This is a genomic window from Ignatzschineria sp. LJL83, from assembly GCF_054871845.1.
This window is the reverse complement of the sequence record NZ_JBTXLY010000022.1, coordinates 1-21,371: the sequence shown is the minus strand read 5'-3', so window position 1 is coordinate 21,371 and position 21,371 is coordinate 1. Positions and strand designations below refer to the sequence as shown.

At 40.2% G+C, this 21,371-nt stretch carries 17 protein-coding genes and 1 rRNA gene; 1 reads left to right on the top strand and 17 read right to left on the bottom strand.

Going from position 1 to position 21,371, the window contains the following annotated elements; translation table 11 throughout:
* Positions 1 to 469: 469 nt before the first annotated feature.
* From thiD to rlmD, 15 genes are all read right to left on the bottom strand, one after another.
* Positions 470 to 1,279 (bottom strand): bifunctional hydroxymethylpyrimidine kinase/phosphomethylpyrimidine kinase, encoded by an 810-nt coding sequence (thiD, locus tag ACYSN2_RS11020; protein ID WP_461750303.1) that lies wholly within the window; start codon positions 1,277 to 1,279, stop codon positions 470 to 472.
* A gap of 346 nt (positions 1,280 to 1,625) precedes the next feature.
* Positions 1,626 to 3,023, bottom strand: coding sequence for a Do family serine endopeptidase (locus ACYSN2_RS11015; protein WP_461750302.1), 1,398 nt, complete (start codon positions 3,021 to 3,023; stop codon positions 1,626 to 1,628).
* Positions 3,024 to 3,134: 111 nt separating this feature from the next.
* Positions 3,135 to 4,262, bottom strand: a complete 1,128-nt coding sequence (gene hemW / locus ACYSN2_RS11010) for a radical SAM family heme chaperone HemW (protein WP_461750301.1) — start codon at positions 4,260 to 4,262, stop codon at positions 3,135 to 3,137.
* Positions 4,263 to 4,388: 126 nt separating this feature from the next.
* A complete protein-coding gene (locus ACYSN2_RS11005; protein ID WP_461750300.1) occupies positions 4,389 to 5,408 on the bottom strand; it encodes a Csu type fimbrial protein in 1,020 nt (339 codons plus the stop codon).
* Positions 5,409 to 5,416: 8 nt separating this feature from the next.
* Positions 5,417 to 7,741 (bottom strand): fimbria/pilus outer membrane usher protein, encoded by a 2,325-nt coding sequence (locus ACYSN2_RS11000; RefSeq protein ID WP_461750299.1) that lies wholly within the window; start codon positions 7,739 to 7,741, stop codon positions 5,417 to 5,419.
* Between the two features lie 321 nt (positions 7,742 to 8,062).
* Positions 8,063 to 8,797: a fimbrial biogenesis chaperone gene (locus ACYSN2_RS10995; protein WP_461750298.1), complete on the bottom strand. Its 735-nt coding sequence runs from the start codon at positions 8,795 to 8,797 to the stop codon at positions 8,063 to 8,065.
* Positions 8,798 to 8,953: 156 nt separating this feature from the next.
* A complete protein-coding gene (locus tag ACYSN2_RS10990) occupies positions 8,954 to 9,496 on the bottom strand; it encodes a Csu type fimbrial protein (RefSeq protein WP_461750297.1) in 543 nt (180 codons plus the stop codon).
* 44 nt (positions 9,497 to 9,540) lie between these two features.
* Positions 9,541 to 10,104, bottom strand: a complete 564-nt coding sequence (locus ACYSN2_RS10985) for a Csu type fimbrial protein (protein WP_461750296.1) — start codon at positions 10,102 to 10,104, stop codon at positions 9,541 to 9,543.
* Between the two features lie 445 nt (positions 10,105 to 10,549).
* Positions 10,550 to 11,572 carry a murein tripeptide/oligopeptide ABC transporter ATP binding protein OppF gene (gene oppF / locus ACYSN2_RS10980; RefSeq protein WP_461750295.1) on the bottom strand — a complete coding sequence of 341 codons (1,023 nt, stop codon included), beginning with the start codon at positions 11,570 to 11,572 and terminating at the stop codon, positions 10,550 to 10,552.
* The gene (gene oppD / locus ACYSN2_RS10975; RefSeq protein WP_461750294.1) at positions 11,569 to 12,543 is read right to left on the bottom strand and encodes an oligopeptide ABC transporter ATP-binding protein OppD; all 975 of its coding nucleotides are present in this window, start codon (positions 12,541 to 12,543) and stop codon (positions 11,569 to 11,571) included. The genes oppF and oppD overlap by 4 nt, the downstream gene beginning before the upstream one ends.
* 9 nt (positions 12,544 to 12,552) lie before the next feature.
* Positions 12,553 to 13,479: an oligopeptide ABC transporter permease OppC gene (gene oppC, locus ACYSN2_RS10970; protein ID WP_461750293.1), complete on the bottom strand. Its 927-nt coding sequence runs from the start codon at positions 13,477 to 13,479 to the stop codon at positions 12,553 to 12,555.
* A gap of 6 nt (positions 13,480 to 13,485) precedes the next feature.
* Entirely contained in the window at positions 13,486 to 14,406 is a 921-nt protein-coding gene (gene oppB / locus ACYSN2_RS10965) for an oligopeptide ABC transporter permease OppB (protein WP_461750292.1), read from the bottom strand.
* A 478-nt stretch (positions 14,407 to 14,884) separates the two neighbouring features.
* Complete coding sequence (gene parE / locus ACYSN2_RS10960; RefSeq protein WP_461750291.1) at positions 14,885 to 16,849, bottom strand: DNA topoisomerase IV subunit B; 1,965 nt, start codon at positions 16,847 to 16,849, stop codon at positions 14,885 to 14,887.
* A 233-nt stretch (positions 16,850 to 17,082) separates the two neighbouring features.
* A complete protein-coding gene (gene rdgC / locus ACYSN2_RS10955; protein ID WP_461750290.1) occupies positions 17,083 to 17,988 on the bottom strand; it encodes a recombination-associated protein RdgC in 906 nt (301 codons plus the stop codon).
* A 175-nt stretch (positions 17,989 to 18,163) separates the two neighbouring features.
* Positions 18,164 to 19,525 carry a 23S rRNA (uracil(1939)-C(5))-methyltransferase RlmD gene (gene rlmD / locus ACYSN2_RS10950; protein WP_461750289.1) on the bottom strand — a complete coding sequence of 454 codons (1,362 nt, stop codon included), beginning with the start codon at positions 19,523 to 19,525 and terminating at the stop codon, positions 18,164 to 18,166.
* A 203-nt stretch (positions 19,526 to 19,728) separates the two neighbouring features.
* Between rlmD and ACYSN2_RS10945 the strand changes: the two genes are divergently transcribed.
* Complete coding sequence (locus ACYSN2_RS10945; RefSeq protein WP_461750288.1) at positions 19,729 to 20,064, top strand: YkgJ family cysteine cluster protein; 336 nt, start codon at positions 19,729 to 19,731, stop codon at positions 20,062 to 20,064.
* Between the two features lie 102 nt (positions 20,065 to 20,166).
* Here ACYSN2_RS10945 and htpX read toward each other — a convergent pair whose 3' ends face one another.
* A complete protein-coding gene (gene htpX, locus ACYSN2_RS10940) occupies positions 20,167 to 21,036 on the bottom strand; it encodes a protease HtpX (RefSeq protein WP_461750287.1) in 870 nt (289 codons plus the stop codon).
* A 232-nt stretch (positions 21,037 to 21,268) separates the two neighbouring features.
* A 5S ribosomal RNA gene (rrf, locus tag ACYSN2_RS10935) occupies positions 21,269 to 21,371 on the bottom strand; the annotation flags it as partial.

The window sequence follows — 21,371 nt, the reverse complement described above, 5'->3', positions numbered from 1 at the left end:
TCAATTTTATTTTTGATCTCTTTTTAAGCACTGATTCAATTTCAAAATTTCTCTAAAACCGAACTTAAACTTAAAAGAGAGAAGCTAATTTTCACCGATAAGCCCAAACTACAAACCTATCAAAACCTACTTCCTTCCGAACCTTTCTCAACGTTGCCGTCAATCAAGAAGGTGTATATTACGCCTTTATTTTTTTTTGGCAAGTAAACTTCTGCGCTTGTTTTGAGCAAACAACTCAAATACATGATTTATAGAATGTTTATTAGTGAATTATTGATGAATTATTTTCGAAAAAGATCAATACAACCGTTATTAACCTTCTAAAATCAAAAAGAGCGATAGAAAACTATCGCTCTTTTTATTCAAAATAGTCGTTTTTCGTCAAAAACTCCTATTTTAAAACTTTAAACTCGTAGATACAGATGCAGATTCAACATATATATATGTGTCTATATCTATATATGTAGAGTTAAGCTTTTACATTAAAGCTCTCTTCAAAGTCTAACGTACCTACATACTGGTTCAGCGCAAAGTGTTTCTTAACGCCGGCACGAATTGCATCTTTTGCTAATACCACTGATTCACGTTTAGAGAATCCTTTACAAAGGTTCGATGCAACGTGCGCTGCAAAAGTACAACCTAAACCATGTGTATGATGTGTATCAATATGCGCACCCTCAATCAGAAGCAGTTCTTCCCCATCATAATAGAGATCTCCTGATGTTTTTGGTTCCATTAAGCTACCCACATTTGTAATCGCAACCGCACCACAACCTAATGTCATGATTTTTTCTGCTGCTAAAACTGCTTCATCATACGTGCTGATTTTTTCCATTCCGGCAAGTTGCGCCGCTTCAAAGAGATTTGGCGTTGTCACCGTTGCGTATTTGATAAGTTCCGTTTGAATCGCTTTTGCATGTTCTGGGAAAAGTGGCTTATCACCTTTACAAACCATCACAGGATCCACTACAACTGGTTGCTTGCCGTGAAGCGCTTCTAATTTTTCTGCAACATGCGAGATAATCTCCGGCGTTGGTAACATGCCGAGCTTAATCGCATCTACGCCAACACCATCAATCGCTGTTTTGATCTGTGCATCAATCGTTTCAATGGCAATTGGAAATACTCCATGACCCCAGTTATTATCAGGATCCATCGTGACAATCACCGTTAATGAGCAAAAACCATAAAGGTTATGCTTTGCAAAAGTACGAAGATCCGCTTGAATTCCCGCACCACCACTTGAGTCTGATCCTGCTATTGTTAATATTTTTTTCATGATTGCACCTTTCATTGCAACTTAATCGTATAAAATTTTTTAAAGTATTCTACTTAGAATTTCCTAAAGATGATCCTTCATCTTTTTACCTTCGTAGTAACGTTCTTATCAGTTCTATCACTTATCGTAAATAACACTAATAAATAGAACCAATTTAAAGACCGTAGATCTATTACCGAATACCTTGGGAATATCGCATATCCCATTCGTAGGTATCACAATACAACCATCTTCCAAAAAATGCCGAGAAATTTTGTGTCTTTCCAATAAAAAAGAGCGCTATCTTTCGATAACACTCTTTTCTTTTATCTCATTCTTGAATATTTCATCGAAGAATGTCGTTTACTTAGTTTTTACGAATCGCAATAAAGTATGGATTCCCTTGACGATAGATCAATACACGAAGTGCCGGACTTTTCTCTGTCGCTTTCAAGGCTTCATCAAATGTTTTGATGTCGGTAATATCCATGCCGTTAATTTGCGTAATGATATCGCCGTTCACAAGTCCAGCCTTCTGACCAATACCCTCTTCTACTTGAGTAATAACCACGCCTTTTACAGTTGAATCACTTTTGGTATTTTCAACGGCTGTACCTAAAACATTACTCGACGCACTTTTTGTAGAAGCAGATTTTCTGCCATCATCATCTAATGCTTCAATTAATACTTTGATCGTTTCACGTTTGCCATTACGAAGCACTTCAAGTTTCACTTCTTCATTGCCCTTCACGCGGCTCACTAATACCGGCAATTGACTTGAAGAGATCACTTCTTGTCCATTAAACTTCAAAATCACATCGCCCACTTTAAGATCTGATTTATCAGCAGGGCTATCTGCCACAATACTTGCAATGAGTGCACCTTGTGGCTTATCAAGATCAAATGTTTCCGCCAAAGTTGCCGTTACTTCTTGGATTTGAACGCCTAACCAACCACGAGATACTTTTCCATCTTCACGAATCTGCTCAACGATATGCATTGCTAAATCAATGGGAATCGCAAAGCTCACGCCAGCATAACTTCCGGTACTTGTATAGATTTGTGAGTTAATGCCGATCACTTCGCCATCTGTATTAAAGAGCGGACCGCCGGAGTTACCGGGATTCACTGCCGCATCCGTTTGAATAAATGGTGTGAAGTTATCATTTGGAAGATTACGTCCAAGCGAGCTGATGATACCTTGCGTTGCCGTATAATCTAACCCAAATGGCGAACCAACTGCCATCACCCATTGCCCTACTTTCAATTTAGAAACATCGGCAATTTTCACAACCGGCAATTTTTCCGCATCAATCTTTAAAACTGCAACGTCTGTTTTTTCATCCATTCCGACTAAAGTTGCTGATAATTCTCGGCGGTCATCTAAATGAACCGTGATTTTATCGGCAGTGCCAATCACATGCGCATTGGTAATGACATATCCTTCTCGATCAATAATGAATCCTGATCCCGCACCACGAACTGTTCTCTCTTGCTCTTTTTGTGGCTCATTGCCGAAGAAAAAGCTAAAAGGATCATTATCGCCAAATGGGGAATTACCCCCGAATGAAAACCCTTCAAATGGCGAAAAACCGCCACGAACAATCTCTGTGCCTTCTGTGGTAATACTGACCACAGCGGATTTATTATCTTCAAATAGCTTACTCCAATCGGGAAGCTGTGCGAATGCTTGTTGGGCCAGCAACATCATCGTTGCCGTTAAAAACACCCCAACTTGCGTTAAATATCGTTTTCCTACTCTCATTATTTCAAGCTCCTTATATTGACTGAGGAAATTACAACTATCATTCAATATAAGGGCTTACCTGATCTTTTCAAGATTTAAATCGTGATATTTAACGCAACTGATTGATCACTAGATAAATTCTTCTAGCATAGAATTCACAAAAAGATGCCCTTTTTCGGTCGGCGTAATCCATTCTTTGGAAGGAATGAGGAAGCCTTTTTCCCGGTTTTTTTCAAGAAAGCCGGCAATCTCTGAATCCGGCAAAAACGTTCGCTCTTGCCAATATGCCGTGGGAACGCCGGACTTTAAGCGCAAAATATTGAGGAAAAATTCAAACGGCAGATCTGTACGCGCAATCTCAGTAAGCGTTAAACGCTCTTTCGCACTTTTTTCCACATAACTTCGGGGATGCTTTTCCATTTGCGAGCGCAAAATAGTCTGATTATTCATCATAGTAATTTTGCCATGAGCGCCAGCACCAATGCCGATATAATCCCCAAATTCCCAATAGTTACGATTATGCTGACTTTCTCGCCCTTTCTGAGCAAATGCCGATACTTCGTAATGCTCATAACCGTGCTTTGCCAAAATCTCATAACTCTGCAATTGCATCTCTTCAATCACTTCATCTGCCGGCAATTCAGGCTCATAACGATGAAAATAAGTATTCGGTTCCAACGTTAATTGATAATGAGAAATATGCTCTGGTTTTAACGCTAAGATTCCCTGAAGATCCGCCAACGCGCCATCCAACGTTTGCAGTGGCAATCCAAACATGAGATCACAATTAATATTGGTAAAGCCGGCATTTCTTGCAATCTCAAAAGCTTTGAGCGCTTCTTCGCTCGAATGAATACGCCCAATTTTTTCAAGCTGGAGATCATTCAAACTCTGAACGCCGATCGAAAGGCGATTAATGCCGATTTCTCGATATGCTTTGAAATAACTACTATCCACCGTACCGGGATTCGCTTCCATTGTGATTTCAATATTAGGATCAAAATTCAATAACGTGCGCAATTGACTAAAAAACTGATCCAACAATTTCGGTGGCATTAAGCTCGGCGTTCCGCCACCAATAAAAATGGAATGGATATTTCTGCCCCAAATGTACGGCAAAATTTCCGTGACATCATCAATTAATGTGCGCATATACGGTTCATACAGCGCTTCATTATTTTTATGAGAATTAAAATCGCAATAAGGGCACTTTTGAATGCACCAAGGAAAATGAATGTAGAGCGATAAAGGAATCATTATGGAATTTAAATATCCTACAAATAAAATGAATCAAAAGATTGACCCAACAGTATAAACGAAACCTTCCTCAAAAAACGATGCCGAACGTTTTAAAGTGACTTTAAAGAGGCTTCAATAATGTCTTTAAAAAGTAATATCAATCACGACATCATCGGTATATAAGCCGACGGGTTTATCTTCTTGTCCGGGAATCACTTCTGCTTTATAGCGAAATACTCGGGATTGTCCGCTTCGTGCGCCCACAATTGCATCTGATTCTCCGCTCTTTCTTCTTGCGCTTCCCTGATTACCCCAGACTTCTCCGCCGTTATCTCCCTTATAGATTTCATAAGCGAGCGTATCACTGCCGGAGCGCATTTGTCTTGTGCCGGCAAAATTTCGTCCTTCACTTAAGCCAACTGTATAATTCTCAACACCGCCGGTGCAAGTAATACGAATCGTGCCGGTTTTTGCATCAAAAGTTGAGGAAAAAGGAGAGGTTCCGAAATCAATATTATCAGCGTAAATACGGCAATCTTCCGTAATGATTAATTCCACAGTTAAGACTGTTTGTCCCGTACCTTTAGATGGTATTCCAATGCAAATTAAAGGCGTTAACGCAACACCTGGGCAAATATCCCAGCGCCAATTAATAGATACGGTATCTTGATATCTACCGGCATTCAGCATATGTCCTGGCATTGCGTGAATTCTACCGTAAAGATTAATATCTATATCTCTTCCCCCGAATAATCCTAAGAGATCTAACAGCCCTATTTTTCTCAAGCTAGTCTCATCTCCAACTTGAACCGGCATTGTCCGCTCTTTATCATAATAAAGTGTATAAGGGATTGTGTAATTACCTGAAGGATTTACTAAGGAAAAATTACTCGAAGATGCATAAATCCCCATTTTCACATCGCTCTCATATAACAAACCCACAAGCGCTCCTTTGCACTTTAATCCTGGAGAGCTTGTTTCTGTTTCCTGATTATAATTTGCGATATCTTCAGAGGTAACATTTCCAAAATTCATCCCAATATTCTGATTCACGGTACAAGCCAATGTTGCCGTCATCGTCATCAACATCAATATTGAGATAATGGATATTCTCTTAAAGATGCTTCCCAATACTGTTGTATTATTCATCATTATTCGGCTCATAAAATCTCCTAAAGACATTCATAACTGCCCAAATGCACAATGCCTTCTTCTTGATTGGCTTCTGCATTATCTAATAGCGATACTTTGGTTTCACAGCGTCCACCTTCCGGCAATGCAACGGTTAACGTATTTTCTTCTTCTAAATATTCAAAAAAGACAATGCCATCCCAACCCACATAAGACTCTTCGCCGTAATTTGTCACCACATGCGAACCGATCTCTATCACTTCTCCGGAGCGATCCGTCAATATTAAAGTCATCGGTGTTGTGGTTTCTACGGGGAATTCTAAGGTATATCCACCGCCGGTTTTTACGGCAACTTTCTGCTCTAAAGTCGGTGCTTGCATATTAAAAGGTAAACCTAAGGCATCAATCTCATATTTTGCATCGTAATATGACGGCACTTTTGACACTAAGAGATAGCCATCTTTATTCGTTTTTCCAATGACCCTATTTTCAAACTTCACATCCACATCGGGTGCGCCATCTGTTGACACAAGTACAAAGGAATCATTCACTTGATTTGAAGCCATCACTTGTCCATCTAAGAAAACAAGCGCACCTGATAAATCTGCCCAATAAGTTTGATCTTTACGAGTGCCGTAGAAACCGCCATCCAATTCAAATTTCTCATTACGATACAGTAACGCGCCGTTGTAGTAATCATCTTGGTTATTATAGTGATTGTAATTCATGCGCCAGCCAATCCCACCATCGCTTGGTACCGTTCGGCTGTAATTGAGCGAGTAATTATCTTGGTTGTTATCATTTTTATTCGCAGATGCCGATAAACTACTAAACATTCCCACTGGAATCGACCATTGAACAGATGCCGTCCAACGATTACTTCTATCGTTAGAGCGATTCACATACGCATAGACAGAACCATACTCTTTCAGAGATTTGCTCCAGCCTAAGCTCACACTATTTTGTCTTGCATTATCCCGAGTTTTATTAGAAAAGTAGCCAATACTCATATTCCCGAACTCTGCAAAGCTTTTATTAAAGGAGATCTGCATCGATTCTGTATCCATATCGCTATTACTATCCATGCTCGCAATATCTCGATAATTTTGACTCCGTTTACGATAACTTGCTCGAACGCCAAATTGCGGATGAACATATTCATATCCTAAATAGAGCTGATTTCCTATTTTTCCTTGGTAATTTGTTGCCATAAGAGAAGCATTAATCAAACCAATTCTCCCCACATTCGTGACAATGCCGGCACCGATTACTTGCAGAGAAGTTCCCATTTCTGCATGAGCTTCCAACGTCCATTCATCCGTTAAACCGTAGCGCAAACTACTATCAATAGCGTAACGGCTATAAGAGAAATTTTTCTGTCCATAATGCTCTCTTAGCGATCCGGCGCTCACGGTGTAATCAAATAGCCCTTTTTTCAGCAAACGAGACGTCACATAAAATGGCACATTCACGCTCACGGTTCTGCCAAGCGCATCCGTGGTTACCACAACGGCTTCGCCGGCGCCGTTTAAATGCGTGACCTGATTCACATCGTAAGGACCGGGATTTAAATTCTGACTATATTGTTTATTGCCGTTCACTAATAGATCTAAGGTCGATGGCACACCGACTTCTCCGCTAAATTCCGGCAATGGATAAGTAATGAGATCGGGTCTTAAACTAAAGTTATGAGAAAGCTGAATACCGCCCAATCTTACGGCGCTACTCCATGTGAGCGGTCTTGTGATTAAATCACCGGCTCTAACGGTGTAGAGTTTCTCCTCATTGGAATATTCCCAATAAGTATCATAACGCCGGTAACGATTGGCATTGCTCTGGCTTCCGCCCACATTCGTTTGAAACGTTCCGGAGCTACTAAAGGTGCCAAAATCCCCAAATCCACGAACTTCATTCCAAATATTAAGATTCGTTTTGCCATGAGAATGAGAAAGATAACTATCGTAATTGAGTAATGCGCCGGTGCTTCGTTTCGCATCTAATGCTTCTCTGACGCTTCCCACTTGCTGTCTTGGAAGCCAACTTGCCGGCACATCAATATCTAACGTCTGCAATTCTTCATTGTAATGAACAGTTACCTCTTTATATTTATTAATGGGAATCCGTTGCCCTGATTTGATATCGCCCATCTCACTTAATACAATCGGCGTTTCGCTCAAATCCCCTTCATTAATATAGAAGTAAGGTTTTTGATAATCCACTAAGGCAAGATGATACGTGGGAACACCATTGACGGTAAGCTCCAAAAAAAGCTCCATATTTTGATCAGGCACATCGGCAGATGCAGGTACTAGAATCCCAACCCCAATAATCGCTTTCAATATATATTGTGCGATAGAACGTAACATCAGTATCCCTATCCGATTGTTAGTTTGTTAAGAAAATTCCCGAGAAACATCATTTTTAGTAGTTATTTTTTGATGTTTGTTTTTAGTTTTTTTAGATGTTTGTATTTTTATAATGATGTTTGTGCCAGCTTGTAGACTGTTTTTACATTTCATCTATTTTTGTGTTGTGAGTATTGAATTTGTATTGATTAATGAATAATCAATCTCTTTTATATCTAAAGAAACCCTATACTTTTACTGATTTATCGATTGAAAGATCAGCAAAACTGATATAGATATAGAATTTCTTTTCGGTGTTTTGGATTGTCACCTTAGTCTTGTTTATGGCTTAATTAAAACCTTTTCCGGCTCATTATTAATACGACCATATAATGTCTCTTGAATCGTATTTGGCACATCCCATTCACGGCTACTATTTGGCAATAGATATCCGCCAATATCACTATCTAAGTTTTTTTCCGGCGTTAAGCTCGACACATTCATATAGTACGGCGAGTTATTTTTCATCTTGAGAACCGTTTTGCCATTCTCTTTCACCACATTCCATGAAAGCTTGCTCACCAATTCATTCACAGAAAGCTTTTGACGCGCATTGTTAGATAATCCTTGACCATATACGAAGAGCGGAATGGAATAACGAAATTGGAACTGAACACCTTGATGCAATTCATTTTCTAATTCTTGATTGACATTAGCCTTTTGCGGCACTTCATCGACGATCACACGATAATGATGCATCGTATTTGCCAGAACGCCGGCTCTATTCACAATTCTAAAGAGCTGCTTTTTCCCCGGCGCCACTTTTGCCATTGGTGGACTTACCATAAAATTCGATTGTGGTACAAGCTCATCTTTCCCATCTTTATGATGCCAAAGATAGACTCTTGCCTGTAATACTTGTACTGATTGCCCACGATTTTCAATCCATAATGCCGCAGATTTTTCTTTATTCTCTAAATGCAGGTTGGTTGGCCAAATTAATAGATTTGCAGCGTTACTCATATTCATAAAAAGTGCGCCAAGAATGAGAAAAAACAACGTGATTTTCTTCATCATATAAAACCTCGATTATAAATTAACGATTAATCATTACGGATTGAACGATTACAGACTGAACAGAGCGAATAACATGAGATATTTGAGGAAATTTAAAGAGGCATTCAAGCCCCAAAAATTCTATTAAAATCCTCAATACTCTCAATACTCTCAATACTAATAGCTGAACGTCACAATGAGCGTATCTTGATAAACGCCGGCACCCATATTTGCTTCTAGTGCCGCTTCGCCGTAAAAAGAGATTGCCACATTCCCTGTGGAATCAAATGGCAGTGCAATATTCTGATCAATGCCGATTTCTTGTAAACGACCGGCATCTTTAAAAAGACGATATGGAATATATTGATCACGATGTTTCATTCGGCGGGATTCATTTTCACCGGCATCTATGGACATTGATACGGTTGTTCCCGGCGTACATTTCAAATTGAAATTCGCAGTTTGAGAAAATACCGCTTCTTTAATGCCGCTATCGCTTGTATGGAACGTTCCAAAATTTAAGGTACCTAATTGACCGATATCTTCCGCTGATCGAACGATAACATCATTCATCAAGCATCCTTGCTCAACTCTTGCGCTAACTTGAATCGTGCAACTTGTTCCCGGCGAATCATTACATGCGCCTTGTGCCATATTGAATATTAAGAAAATGCCAAACAACCCAATTTTCAGCCATTTGGCATTTTTTATGATCATCATCTTAATGAACTCTTTTCGTAAAACTTGTTAATAAAAAAGCTTCATTAAAATGCGATTTCAAAGTTCAATACATCCGTGTAACGACCTGCTGATTGCTGACCATCTAACTGAGCTTCACCAAAAAGTGAAAACTCTGTTTTTGTGCCGCCAACCATTCCTGTTGCCACAACTGCGCCATCTTCAAGAAGATTTGCTTTTGCGGAGTCTGAAAACACCTTGTAAGGCACAGCACTTGCGCCGCCAACGTGATTCAAAGCACGAGCACCTGAGCCTTCATTAGGATTATCAGAATTTACTAAAGTTACTTTGAAGTTAGGATAATCTTCGTTACAAGTGATCCCAATGTTTAAACCAGTGTTGGCAGTACCATCACCGGCATCAACCGGGCCAGATGCATCAATTGCATGAACCCCAAAGTCTAAAACACCTAACTTTGCAGTTTCGCCAGGTTTCACATCTCCACCGCCTTCAATCTTGCAAGACTCAATAATCGCTAAACGAACATCCACTGTTCCTTTAATCGTTTGAGTTTGTGCATGAGCAAGTCCTGCAAACATTGTAGAAGCTGCAAATAAACCCACTAAAGCGTGTTGTTTAAAGTTTTTCATAATTAGATTCCTACCATTTGAAAAATGATGTTAAAAATTTAAACACCCTAAACAATTTCATCAAAAATTATCTTTATATATTCATTTAATATATCAAACGTTTCTTTTAATTAATTTACACTTAAGGCGAGCAAAATATACGCAACAGCCCTGTGAATGTCAATAAAATTTCGACAAAATTTCCCTAAAAATCACACCTAACCTACTCACAATTCTCAAAAACTAGTAACGGTAATGATTTTGAGAATTTCTATTTCTATAGAATTATTGTATTTTTATCATTCAAAACTAGAAAGATTAGCCGGCACAAGAAAACACAAAGCGGTTATCTTCTAATCAATAGTTGCTCACAGAAGGCTGTCTATTACAGGGATAAAATGGTGTTTCCTATTTTGTTTTCAAGTCTGAAATATAAAATATATTGCGAAATATCCACCTTTCAATACTAATCTAACAAACAAGCCACTTTATGATTTTCACCTATTAAAGATGGTTTGATGTTTTCACATTCTGCAACAACCTCTTGGCACCTTGTTCGAAATACACAACCCGATGGCGGATTAATCGGCGATGGTAGATCACCTTCTAGTAGATCCACATGCTTTTCACGTTCAAGATTCGGATCAGGAATTGGCACCGCTTGCATGAGCGCTTTGGTGTAAGGATGTTTTGTATGGTCATAAACATCTTTTTTACTTCCAAGTTCCATCACATTTCCCAAATACATCACTAAAACTCGATCGGAAATATGTTTAACCACAGCTAAATCATGAGCAATAAAAATCAAAGATAATCCCATCTCTTTTTGCAGAGATTGAAGCAGATTAATCACTTGTGCCTGAATGGAAACATCAAGCGCCGAAACAGGTTCATCGCAAATCACGACTTTCGGTTCCAAAATCAGAGCACGTGCAATGCCGATTCGCTGACATTGTCCGCCGGAAAATTCGTGCGGATAGCGATTAATGACATTAGGAAGCAGACCGACTTTCGTCATCATCGATTCTACTTTTTCCGTTACCTCTGCTTTCGTGAGCTTTGGGTAATGTGCTTTTAAAGGTTCCGCGATAATATCGCCAATCGTCATGCGAGGATTGAGCGATGCCAGCGGATCTTGGAAGATCATCTGAATATCTTTACGAAAGTTTTGCAGCTCTTTTTTATTCGCATGCAACATCTCTTTACCAAGCCAAGAGATAGAACCTTCTGTCGCCGGCGTTAAACCGATAATAGCCCTTGCTAAAGTTGATTTTCCACAACCCGATTCTCCCACAACGCCGAGGGTTTCTCCTTCATGCAATACAAAACTCACGCCATCTACTGCTTTGAGCTGATGGGGTTTTTCCCAAAAATATTGTTTCTTCTCTCGAATCGGGAAATAGACTTTTAAATTTTGAATCTCTAACAACGCTTTGCCGGCATTTGTTGCAGGAGTTTGCCCTAAAGATGTTTGAATGATTTCTGTCATGCCATCAGCTCCTTACGATTTCTAAAACACGCGCGCAAACGATCATTGCCGAAAGGCTCTAATTGCGGAATTTCATGACATTCTAATTCTCGCCAATCACAACGCGGACTAAAAGGGCAGCCTGCCGGCAAGTGCAGTAAATTCGGAGGATTGCCGGCAATGGCGTAAAGTTCCTCAGTATCGTGATTCAATGTGGGAATCGCTTTTAATAATCCCATAGTATAAGGATGGCTCGGCTCGTAGAAAATATCCTGAACGCTACCATATTCCATAGTTTTACCGGCATACATCACTAAAACTTTATCGCAAATGCCGGCAACTACGCCTAAATCATGGGTGATCATAATAATCGTTGTGCCAAAATCTCGTTTAAGATCATTCAAAAGCGCCATGATCTGCGCTTGCACTGTCACATCAAGCGCCGTTGTGGGCTCATCGGCAATCAGTAATTTAGGACGACATAACAGCGCCATCGCAATCATCACTCTTTGACGCATACCACCGGAAAATTCATGGGGATACATTCCCATTCTCTTTCTCGCTTCCGGCATTTTTACGGCATCGAGCATTCTGACAGACTCCTCAAATGCCGCTTTTCGCTTTAAGCCTTTATGAAATCGTAAAACTTCCATCAGCTGTTCGCCGACTTTCATATATGGATTCAAAGAGGTCATCGGATCTTGAAAGATAATCGCCATCTCTTCCGCTCGCAGTCGATTCAGTGCTTTTCCTTTCAGATTCAAAATCTCATTCCCGGCAAATTTTGCCGAACCGGAAATCGAGCCATTTTTGGCCAGTAATCCCATGAGCGCAAATGCGGTTTGAGATTTTCCAGAACCCGATTCCCCTACAATTCCTAATGTTTCGCCTTTTTGCAGAGAAAAATTGAGATCATTGACCGCCGTGACGATGCCATCGGGCGTTTTAAAAGTGACATTCAAATCTTTTACATCTAATAATAATTCACTCATGATTTCCTCCTATCGATCTTTTGGATCGAGCGCATCTCTTAGCCCGTCGCCAATAAAGTTGAAACAAAATAGCGTACAAATGAGAAATAACGCCGGGAAAATTAGTAACCAAGGCGCCACTTCCATTGAGTTTGCACCATCGGCTAAGAGCGATCCCCAACTGCTCATCGGTTCTTGCACACCTAATCCCAAGTAACTCAAAAAGGATTCGAACAAAATCATGCTCGGTACTAATAAAGATGCGTATACCACTACAACGCCGAGCACATTTGGCACAATATGCCGGAAGATAATACCGGGCATCGAAACGCCGGAAACTCTTGCGGCTTCGATAAACTCCCGATTTTTAAGGCTGAGGGTTTGTCCACGCACGATTCTCGCCATATCGAGCCAAGAAACCATGCCGATCGCTAAAAAGATGAGAAAGAGATTTTTTCCAAAAAAAGTGACAAGTAAAATCACAAAGAACATAAAGGGAAATGAGTTTAAAATTTCTAACAGTCGCATCATAAGCGAATCGACTTTTCCGCCGAGATATCCGGAAACAGAACCATAAAATGTGCCCATAATCACGGCAACAAATGCCGCCGAGATTCCGACTAAGAGGGAAATTCTGCCACCCACAGCAATGCGCACAAAAATATCTCGCCCGTTAGAATCCGTTCCTAAAAAGTGTCCCGATTCTCGATCCGGCGGATGGCTCATCATTCCCCAATCCGTGTGATCATAACTATACTCTGAAAAAAATGGTGCGAAAATCACAAAAAGCGCAATACAAGCCAACACGAATAGGCTCACCATCGCGGCTTTATTATGCATAAATCGGCGCCGTGCATCTTGCCATAAACTTCTGCCGGCAATATTCGTGCTTTCGGCAACATTTTCTGAAAAACTTTTCACGGCATCTTGTTGAGACTTTGGAATAACGTTCATCATCGCCTCCTAATAACGAATTTTCGGATCGATTACGGCATATAAAATATCCACAATCATATTGAATAGAATCGTTAAACCGCCGACCAAAATCGTCACACTTAACACCGTTGAATAATCTCGATTGAGCGCACCATCAACAAACAGCGTACCAATTCCCGGTAATCCAAAAATAGATTCGATGACCAAAGAGCCGGTAATAATGCCGACAAATGCCGGTCCTAAATAGGATAAAACAGGTAGAAATGCCGGTCTTAATGCATGTTTGAAGATAATTTTCGACATCGGCAATCCTTTCGCTTTTGCCGTACGAATGTAATTAGAATTCAAAACTTCGATCATCGAACTTCGCATAATACGCGCAATGCTCGCAATATAAGCAAGTGATAATGCAATCATCGGCAGAAGCATATATTGCCATTTTCCGCCGTACCAACCGCCCGCCGGAAGCCAATGTAACGTGATTGCAAAAATCAGAATCAATAATGGCGCCACGACAAAGTTCGGAATGACAACGCCGGTCATCGCTAAACTCATCACACAATAATCCCAAAAGCTATTTTGCTTCAGCGCCGCAATCACACCGGCAGTGGTTCCCACGGTAACGGCAACGATAAATGCCGCTAATCCTAATTTGGCAGAAGTGGGAAAGTGCGTCGCAATCAGCTCATTCACCGTATAATCCCGATACCGAAAAGAAGGTCCTAAATCTCCGTGAAGTAGCTGTTTGAGATAATCAAAATATTGCTCATACAGCGGTGCATTGAGATTATATTGCGCTTCGATATTCGCCAATACTTCCGCTGGCAACATTCGGTCGCCAGAAAATGGGCTTCCCGGTGCTAATCGCATCATAAAAAATGAGATCGTAATCAGCACGAGTAACGTTGGAATCGCTTCCAATACGCGCCGTAAAATGAATCGTATCATGTTCTATATCCTCGTTTGGCAATCTTTCGGCATCTCTCAGTAATCTCCATTCTCGTCATCAATCTTCATATTCGAAAAAATCGAAAGGATGAGTCAGGAAATACCCAGATTGCTTCTATTCTTATTGTGGTTGAGTAATTTTTAGTTCCTTCATCATAAGCTGAAATTTTTCAAGATTCTTAAAAGGAATCGATTTATCGTTATTTAGTCAAAAATTTCAAAAAAATTTCAAAAAAAATTCATATAGCTAGCACGGGAATTGAACTTTTGAACCCGATTTCTGGATAAAAATTACCGACCTTTCAGATATAGAGGATCAACATGTGAAAGACAAATTTATCCTGCACAAAAAAAGAGCTATTGCATCATACAACAGTTCTTTCTTCTTAATTCCTAATACCGAAACTATCAGTATAGGCAGGTATTAGGATAGATATGGGTAGATGTTTCTCACTAGAAAAGTGATCAATCGATACTGCTACACTTCCTGATGGAAATGCTTACTCTCAATCCACTCTTTGCGTTCATGGCGTTGATTACGCGCAAGAAGTTTGTTGAACACTTCCATCGGATCTTCCGGCGCATCCATATCAATTTCTTCAATGACGAAATCGAGAATTTCGCCATGTTCGCTCACTTCTTTCACTTCGATTTCCGGCACAACTAATTGTACTAATCGGCGAGTGTCGGCACTCATGGTTGTTTCACGAAGTTGGATCGGATTCATTTCCCCCAATCCTTTAAAGCGAGTAACCGATTTTTGACCTCGGCTATTTTCATGCTTTTTCAAAATCGCTTCTTTTTCCGCTTCATCGAGGGCATAAAAGACTTCTTTGCCGATATCGATTCGATAAAGAGGCGGAAGCGCCACAAATACGTGCCCCGCTTCCACAAGTTTTGGGAAGTGTTTCAGGAATAACGCGCAGATCAACGTCGCAATATGTAATCCGTCTGAATCCGCATCCGCTAAGATACAGATTTTACCGTAACGAAGTTCATCGAGCTTTTCATCATTAGGATCAACGCCGATTGCGACAGAAATATCATGAATTTCGCTCGATGCTAAAATCTCGCTCGTGGAAACTTCCCATGTATTAAGGATTTTCCCACGAAGCGCCATCACCGCTTGCGTATCACGATCTCTCGCTTGTTTTGCAGAACCGCCGGCAGAATCCCCTTCTACTAAAAAGAGTTCTGTTTCATTCACATCGGTGCTCACACAATCGGCTAATTTCCCCGGCAATTTAGGACCTTGAGAAACCCGTTTACGCACAACTGCTTTAGAGCTTTTGAGTCGGGCTTGCGCCGTAGAAATCACAAGTTCCGCAATCGCTTCTGCTTCTTCCACATGCTTATTGAGCCATAAAATAAAGAAGTCTTTAATCGCACTATTAATGAAACTTGCGATACTTCTTGAACTTAAACGCTCTTTCGTTTGCCCTGAAAACTGCGGTTCTTGCATTTTCACAGAGAGCAAAAAGTTCAAGTGTGAAAACGTATCTTCCGGCGTAATACGAACACCGCGAGGAAGTAGGCTTCGTTGTTCACAGAAATCTCGTAGCGCTTCGGTTAATCCCGATTTCAGTCCGTTAATATGCGTTCCGCCCAGAATCGTGGGAATCAGATTCACATAGCTTTCCGTCATTACTGGCGGACCTACTTCGCTCCAGGCTAAGCCCCAAATTACTTCTTCGCCATCGCCTTTGGATTCGCCGAAAATAATCTCTTTCGGTAAATAGTCGATCTCTTTTAACGCTTCATAGAGATACTCTTCAATTCCAGATTCATAACGCCAAACAGTCACTCGCTCTTCTTCTTTCGCATGTTCATCAATGAGCGTGATTTTCAAACCTGCGCATAGAATCGCTTTTGCTTTTAGAAGATCGCATAATGCTTTTTTGGCAATTCTCGGCGTATCAAAGTAGGTTTCATCCGGCAAAAAGCGGATTTCAGTACCGGTATTATTTTTACCAACCTGACCAATCACCTCTAAATCTGTTGCTTTGTAACCATCGGCAAACGTGATTCGATGAATCTCACTATCACGATTCACAATCACTTCGAGCGATTTCGAGAGCGCATTCACAACCGCAACGCCAACGCCGTGCAAACCGCCGGAGTATTGGTAGTTATCACTATTAAATTTTCCGCCGGCATGAAGCGTCGCTAAAATCAGCTCAACACCGCTTACGCCGTGTTCAGGATGAATATCAATTGGCATTCCGCGCCCATTATCTTTCACGCCGAGCATGCCATCTTTATAGAGCGTGACCGTCACTTCCGTTGCGTGTCCGGCAAGCGCTTCATCCACTGAGTTATCAATCACTTCTTGTAAAATATGATTCGGACGACTGGTATCGGTATACATTCCGGGACGTTTTCGTACAGGATCGAGCCCTGAAAGAACTTCAATAGAACTCGATGTATAGTGACTTTTACTCATAATGATTGACTCTTTTTATAAAAATTAAGAATAACTTTGTAATCTTGTGATCCGATTTTGTGATCTTTCTAATGCGAGTATCTCACAATAGATATGGATATTATTGAAACTACTTTAACTACTTTTCGAAACGATATTCGTTGAAACTCTATTCATTGAGTAACGCATTCTCTAAAATGCAAAACATGCATGATTGCCGGAAAAAATCGCCGGCATTTCTTTTGCTTGTGCTTTTACTGTGATGCTTCTTCTCCGCGATCATAGCAGATATTATAAAGATCGAGCATTAAAGAACGTAGCGTATCGGCTAATAGATACGCATTCGACTGCGCTACGGCATTTTGATCTTCGCTCAATTCAAGTTTCTCTTGGAACTGATCTAAATAACGAACACGTTTTAAGATAAAATCATCGCCCAAAGAGAATGTGACGATATCTTCATAAGAAAGCCCGAGTTTTGTCACGCTCCAACCTTCACCAATATTGAGCTCAATCTCTTTTGAATCCATTGGAATCCCACGATAGCGAGCTGTTCCACCTTCATCTTTCGACAATTCTTTCATCTCGATTTCATCTAAGAAACCAAATTTTTCAGAAGGCAAACCGCTTCGTACCCAATCTGTCATCAAAAGCGGGATTTCTACTTGTGGCGCATAACCAACTACCGGCAATGAACCTAAGCTTTTTCTTAGTACTGCTGTCACAAGTGACGCTTTCTTTTCACTTGTGGCATCGACCACTAACCAGCCTTTCTCTTTATCGATATATGCCATCATCGAGCTCTGCTCAGGATAGATTTTTGAGATAAATTCATTGGTGATAATTTCTTCGAGTTCTTTATAACGAGCGCGATTCATAATATCAATATCATGCTCACGAGCACGTTTTTCAACGGCTGTTTGAATCGCTCTACGAGGAAGCTTTTTCAGCTCCATGCCAAGTCGAATAAAGTACGCATTGTTCATCTCTTCCACAAGACTTTCGCCTTGGGAAAATGCCGGTAACCAGCCATACGTTTCTAATTCATCTTGCCCACAATCTCGCAAGGGATATTGTGCAAGCATCTCTTCAAGCATGAAAGCATCGAACTCAATGGGTTCATCAAATTTGTAGATCAATATATTCTTAAATGGTCGCATCGTTTGAGAACTCCTTAAAATCAGAAAAGGGGATCTGCAATTCTATCCCCTTTCTCTATTATCATTATTAAATAGAAAAGATAATCGTTAATTCAATGAACGTATTATCCCCGCTATTTATATATCTGCTATTGATTATATCGCAAAATGATTGATTTAATCGTTGATTTATCTATTACTCTGTATCTTTACGAACCAATAACGCCATAGATTCAACATGTGCCGTGTGCGGGAACATGTCCATCACGCCGGCAGATACTAATTCATAAGCATATTCTTTCGTTAATACCGCAAGATCTCTTGCAAGCGTTGCCGGATGACAAGAAACATATAAGATTTTCTCCGGCGCTAATGCACCTAAATATGGCATCATCTCAATCGCACCTGATCTTGGTGGATCGATTAAAATCGCATCATATTTTTGGTTCATCCACGGTGCATCTTTCTGATCTTGTGTTAAATCCGCACAGTGGAAATCTACATTTTCAATATTATTAAATGTCGCATTTCGCCCTGCCCAATCCGTTAAACTCTTATCGCCTTCAACACCAATCACGCTACCTGCTTTCGTTGCCAGTGCGAGTGTGAAGTTTCCAAGACCACAGAATAGATCTAATACTTTTTCATCGCCTTTGAGATCTAAAAGATCGAGTGCTTGTTTGACCATCTTGTTATTCATCGCAGGATTTACTTGCGTGAAATGATATGGCTTGAAGTAAAGTGTCAGATTATCTAATAAGCTGTAATGCAATGCTTGATCAGAAGCACCACGTTCTGAAAGTGCGACAGTTGTGGATTCATTTCCAGGCTGAAGATAGATAATAAGATCATGCACTTCTTCAAACGCTTTTAAGATCTCGATATCTTCCGGCGTCGGTTCTTCTAGCACTCGAAAACTAAGTGCATGAGAATTGTCGCCCACCGCAACTTCAATCTGCGGTAATTTAGAGGCAATCGATAGCTTACCAATCATTTCAGAAAGCGGATCAATGAGTGAATCAATCTTCTTCTCCAAAATAGGACAACGATGCATATCGACAATATACGGTGTTAAACGCTCTCTAAAACCAACAAGCACACGTTCTTTTGCCGGCACATTTTTCACGCCTAAGCGCGCTTTAAAGCGGTAGTTTTGTGAATCGCCACGAAGATTTGGAAGGTGCTCATATTCAGTTAAACCTGCTTGTCTTGCAAGATTTGATTTCAATTGTTCTGATTTGAAATCAATCTGACGATCTGCATCTAAATGTTGTAAACGGCAACCACCACAAACGCCATATGCATCACAAAATGGTTCAACACGATCAGCGGAAGCTTTTAACACTTCTGTCGCTTGCGCTTCATCATACTCTTTTTTGACTTTCGTATAATTTGCGACAACTTCCTCACCAGGAAGTGCACCATCCACAAATATGACTTTCTCATCAATTTTGGCAACACCACGACCATCATGTGCTAAATCATGAATCGCTACTGTAATTGGCTCAGCAGGAACGCGATTGCGTCTGCCTCTTCCTCGTCTTGGTCCTCTACTCACAACTACCTCATTTATACTATTTTTTCGCAATATAGAAGTTTACCACATCCCTCTGAAAACAAGAAAAGCCCTACGGGTTCTTTCTACGCAAATCCTCTTTTCATAAAGAGGTAAGATAGTATTATCTTGTTAAGCATCCTTATATTAGAATAGGTTTCAACTTAACGTGATGTTCAACCTCAAGTTTTATCAAAAGAGATCTTATGCCTAATTCAACTGATCAACTGCTATTTTTTCCCTGTACAAGCTGTGGTGCTTGTTGCAAATATCTTCATCTTGCAGAAGAGTTAAAAGAGTTCGATCGAGGCGATGGTGTTTGTATGCATTTAGATGAAACAACAAATCACTGCGGGATTTATGAAACTCGCCCGGATATCTGTAATATTCAAACACAATATCGCTTACATTACAGCGATACCCCTTGGGCTGACTTCGTTACTGAGAATCTTCAAGTTTGTGAAGCACTACAACTCGATCAACAAGCCAAAGAACGCTTTGCAAAAAGTAATGCAAAAATTGAAAAACAGACACAAAGATAATTATCTCGTTAATGTAATCTACCAATCATAAAAAAAACCTTCCTAAAAAAACTCTAGGAAGGGTTTAGCAAAAGGGAGTTAACCTTTATAGGCAATTATTCACTAAGATCTGAATTGTTGTAAAGCTTCAATACGTTTATCTAACGGTGGATGTGTACTAAATAGATGTCCAAACTTTCCACTAATCCCAAATGCCGCAAACTCTCCTTCCAAATCTGCCGGTGCTGAAACTCGTTTCAGAGCATCAAGCGCTGCTGCCATTTGTGTATTTGAGGTAAGTTTTGCACCCCCTTCATCTGCTCGATATTCGCGATAACGGCTAAATGCTGAAGTAATCATACTCGCTAAAATTCCAAATACGATTTGTAAAATAAACGTCGTTGCAAAATAGACAATTCCCGCAAGTTCATCTCTTACCTGAGAAGCGACAACTCTTGCGATAATTCTTGCAAAGAACATAACAAAGGCATTGATGATCCCTTGTAATAGCATCATCGTAACCATATCTCCATTGGCCACGTGCGCCATTTCATGACCGATCACAGCTTCAAGCTCATCTTTATTCATCGCATTAATAAGCCCTGTATTAATCGCAACTAGAGAAGAGTTCTTCGTTGCACCTGTAGCAAATGCATTAGGATTGGGGTCTTCAAAGATACCGATCTCTGGCGTTTTAATTCCTAAAACCTGTGCTTGGCGAGTTACAACACCGACATACCATGCTTCAAATTCTGTTTGAGGAGTTTCAATAATATGAACACCCATGGAACGTTTTGCCATCCATTTAGAAAGCATGAGTGAAATAATCGATCCGCCCATTCCCCAAATTAAACAAAAAATAAATAGACCGGTATAAGTAGATGTTCCACCTTCAGGAATAATTCCTAAGAATTGTAACACTCCAAAAACAATAGTCATAATTGCCAAAATAGCAATGTTCGTCAAAACAAATAACCCAAATCGTTTGATCATTATTAATAATCCTAAAATATATTGAAATTCAAAAATGATTATATCTTATAACAATAAGTTATCAAACAATACATAGCTATAACGACATCCGAGAACCTCCTCTCTATCCAAGATCACTCCCAAATCTTTCAAGTGGTACAGGCTTTCTCTTTTCTCTTTTCCCTTTGCCTATTTTCCTCCAGACAAAGAAAAAGCCTCTAGTTCGTTAGAACTAGAGGCTTCTCAAATTAAACCCTGGGGGTGACCTACTCTCACATGGGATCTCCCACACTACCATCGGCGCAGCTACGTTTCACTTCTGAGTTCGGGATGGGATCAGGTGGTACCATAGCGCT

Coding starts and splice junctions, on each gene's coding strand:
- oppF (WP_461750295.1), bottom strand. CDS start 11,572: ATGACAGAAATCATTCAAACATCTTTAGGGCAAACTCCTGCAACAAAT.
- oppB (WP_461750292.1), bottom strand. CDS start 14,406: ATGATACGATTCATTTTACGGCGCGTATTGGAAGCGATTCCAACGTTA.
- parE (WP_461750291.1), bottom strand. CDS start 16,849: ATGAGTAAAAGTCACTATACATCGAGTTCTATTGAAGTTCTTTCAGGG.
- ACYSN2_RS10985 (WP_461750296.1), bottom strand. CDS start 10,104: ATGAAAAACTTTAAACAACACGCTTTAGTGGGTTTATTTGCAGCTTCT.
- ACYSN2_RS10995 (WP_461750298.1), bottom strand. CDS start 8,797: ATGATGAAGAAAATCACGTTGTTTTTTCTCATTCTTGGCGCACTTTTT.
- oppC (WP_461750293.1), bottom strand. CDS start 13,479: ATGATGAACGTTATTCCAAAGTCTCAACAAGATGCCGTGAAAAGTTTT.
- oppD (WP_461750294.1), bottom strand. CDS start 12,543: ATGAGTGAATTATTATTAGATGTAAAAGATTTGAATGTCACTTTTAAA.
- ACYSN2_RS10990 (WP_461750297.1), bottom strand. CDS start 9,496: ATGATGATCATAAAAAATGCCAAATGGCTGAAAATTGGGTTGTTTGGC.
- hemW (WP_461750301.1), bottom strand. CDS start 4,262: ATGATTCCTTTATCGCTCTACATTCATTTTCCTTGGTGCATTCAAAAG.
- thiD (WP_461750303.1), bottom strand. CDS start 1,279: ATGAAAAAAATATTAACAATAGCAGGATCAGACTCAAGTGGTGGTGCG.
- ACYSN2_RS10945 (WP_461750288.1), top strand. CDS start 19,729: ATGCCTAATTCAACTGATCAACTGCTATTTTTTCCCTGTACAAGCTGT.
- ACYSN2_RS11005 (WP_461750300.1), bottom strand. CDS start 5,408: ATGAGCCGAATAATGATGAATAATACAACAGTATTGGGAAGCATCTTT.
- rdgC (WP_461750290.1), bottom strand. CDS start 17,988: ATGCGACCATTTAAGAATATATTGATCTACAAATTTGATGAACCCATT.
- ACYSN2_RS11000 (WP_461750299.1), bottom strand. CDS start 7,741: ATGTTACGTTCTATCGCACAATATATATTGAAAGCGATTATTGGGGTT.
- ACYSN2_RS11015 (WP_461750302.1), bottom strand. CDS start 3,023: ATGAGAGTAGGAAAACGATATTTAACGCAAGTTGGGGTGTTTTTAACG.
- htpX (WP_461750287.1), bottom strand. CDS start 21,036: ATGATCAAACGATTTGGGTTATTTGTTTTGACGAACATTGCTATTTTG.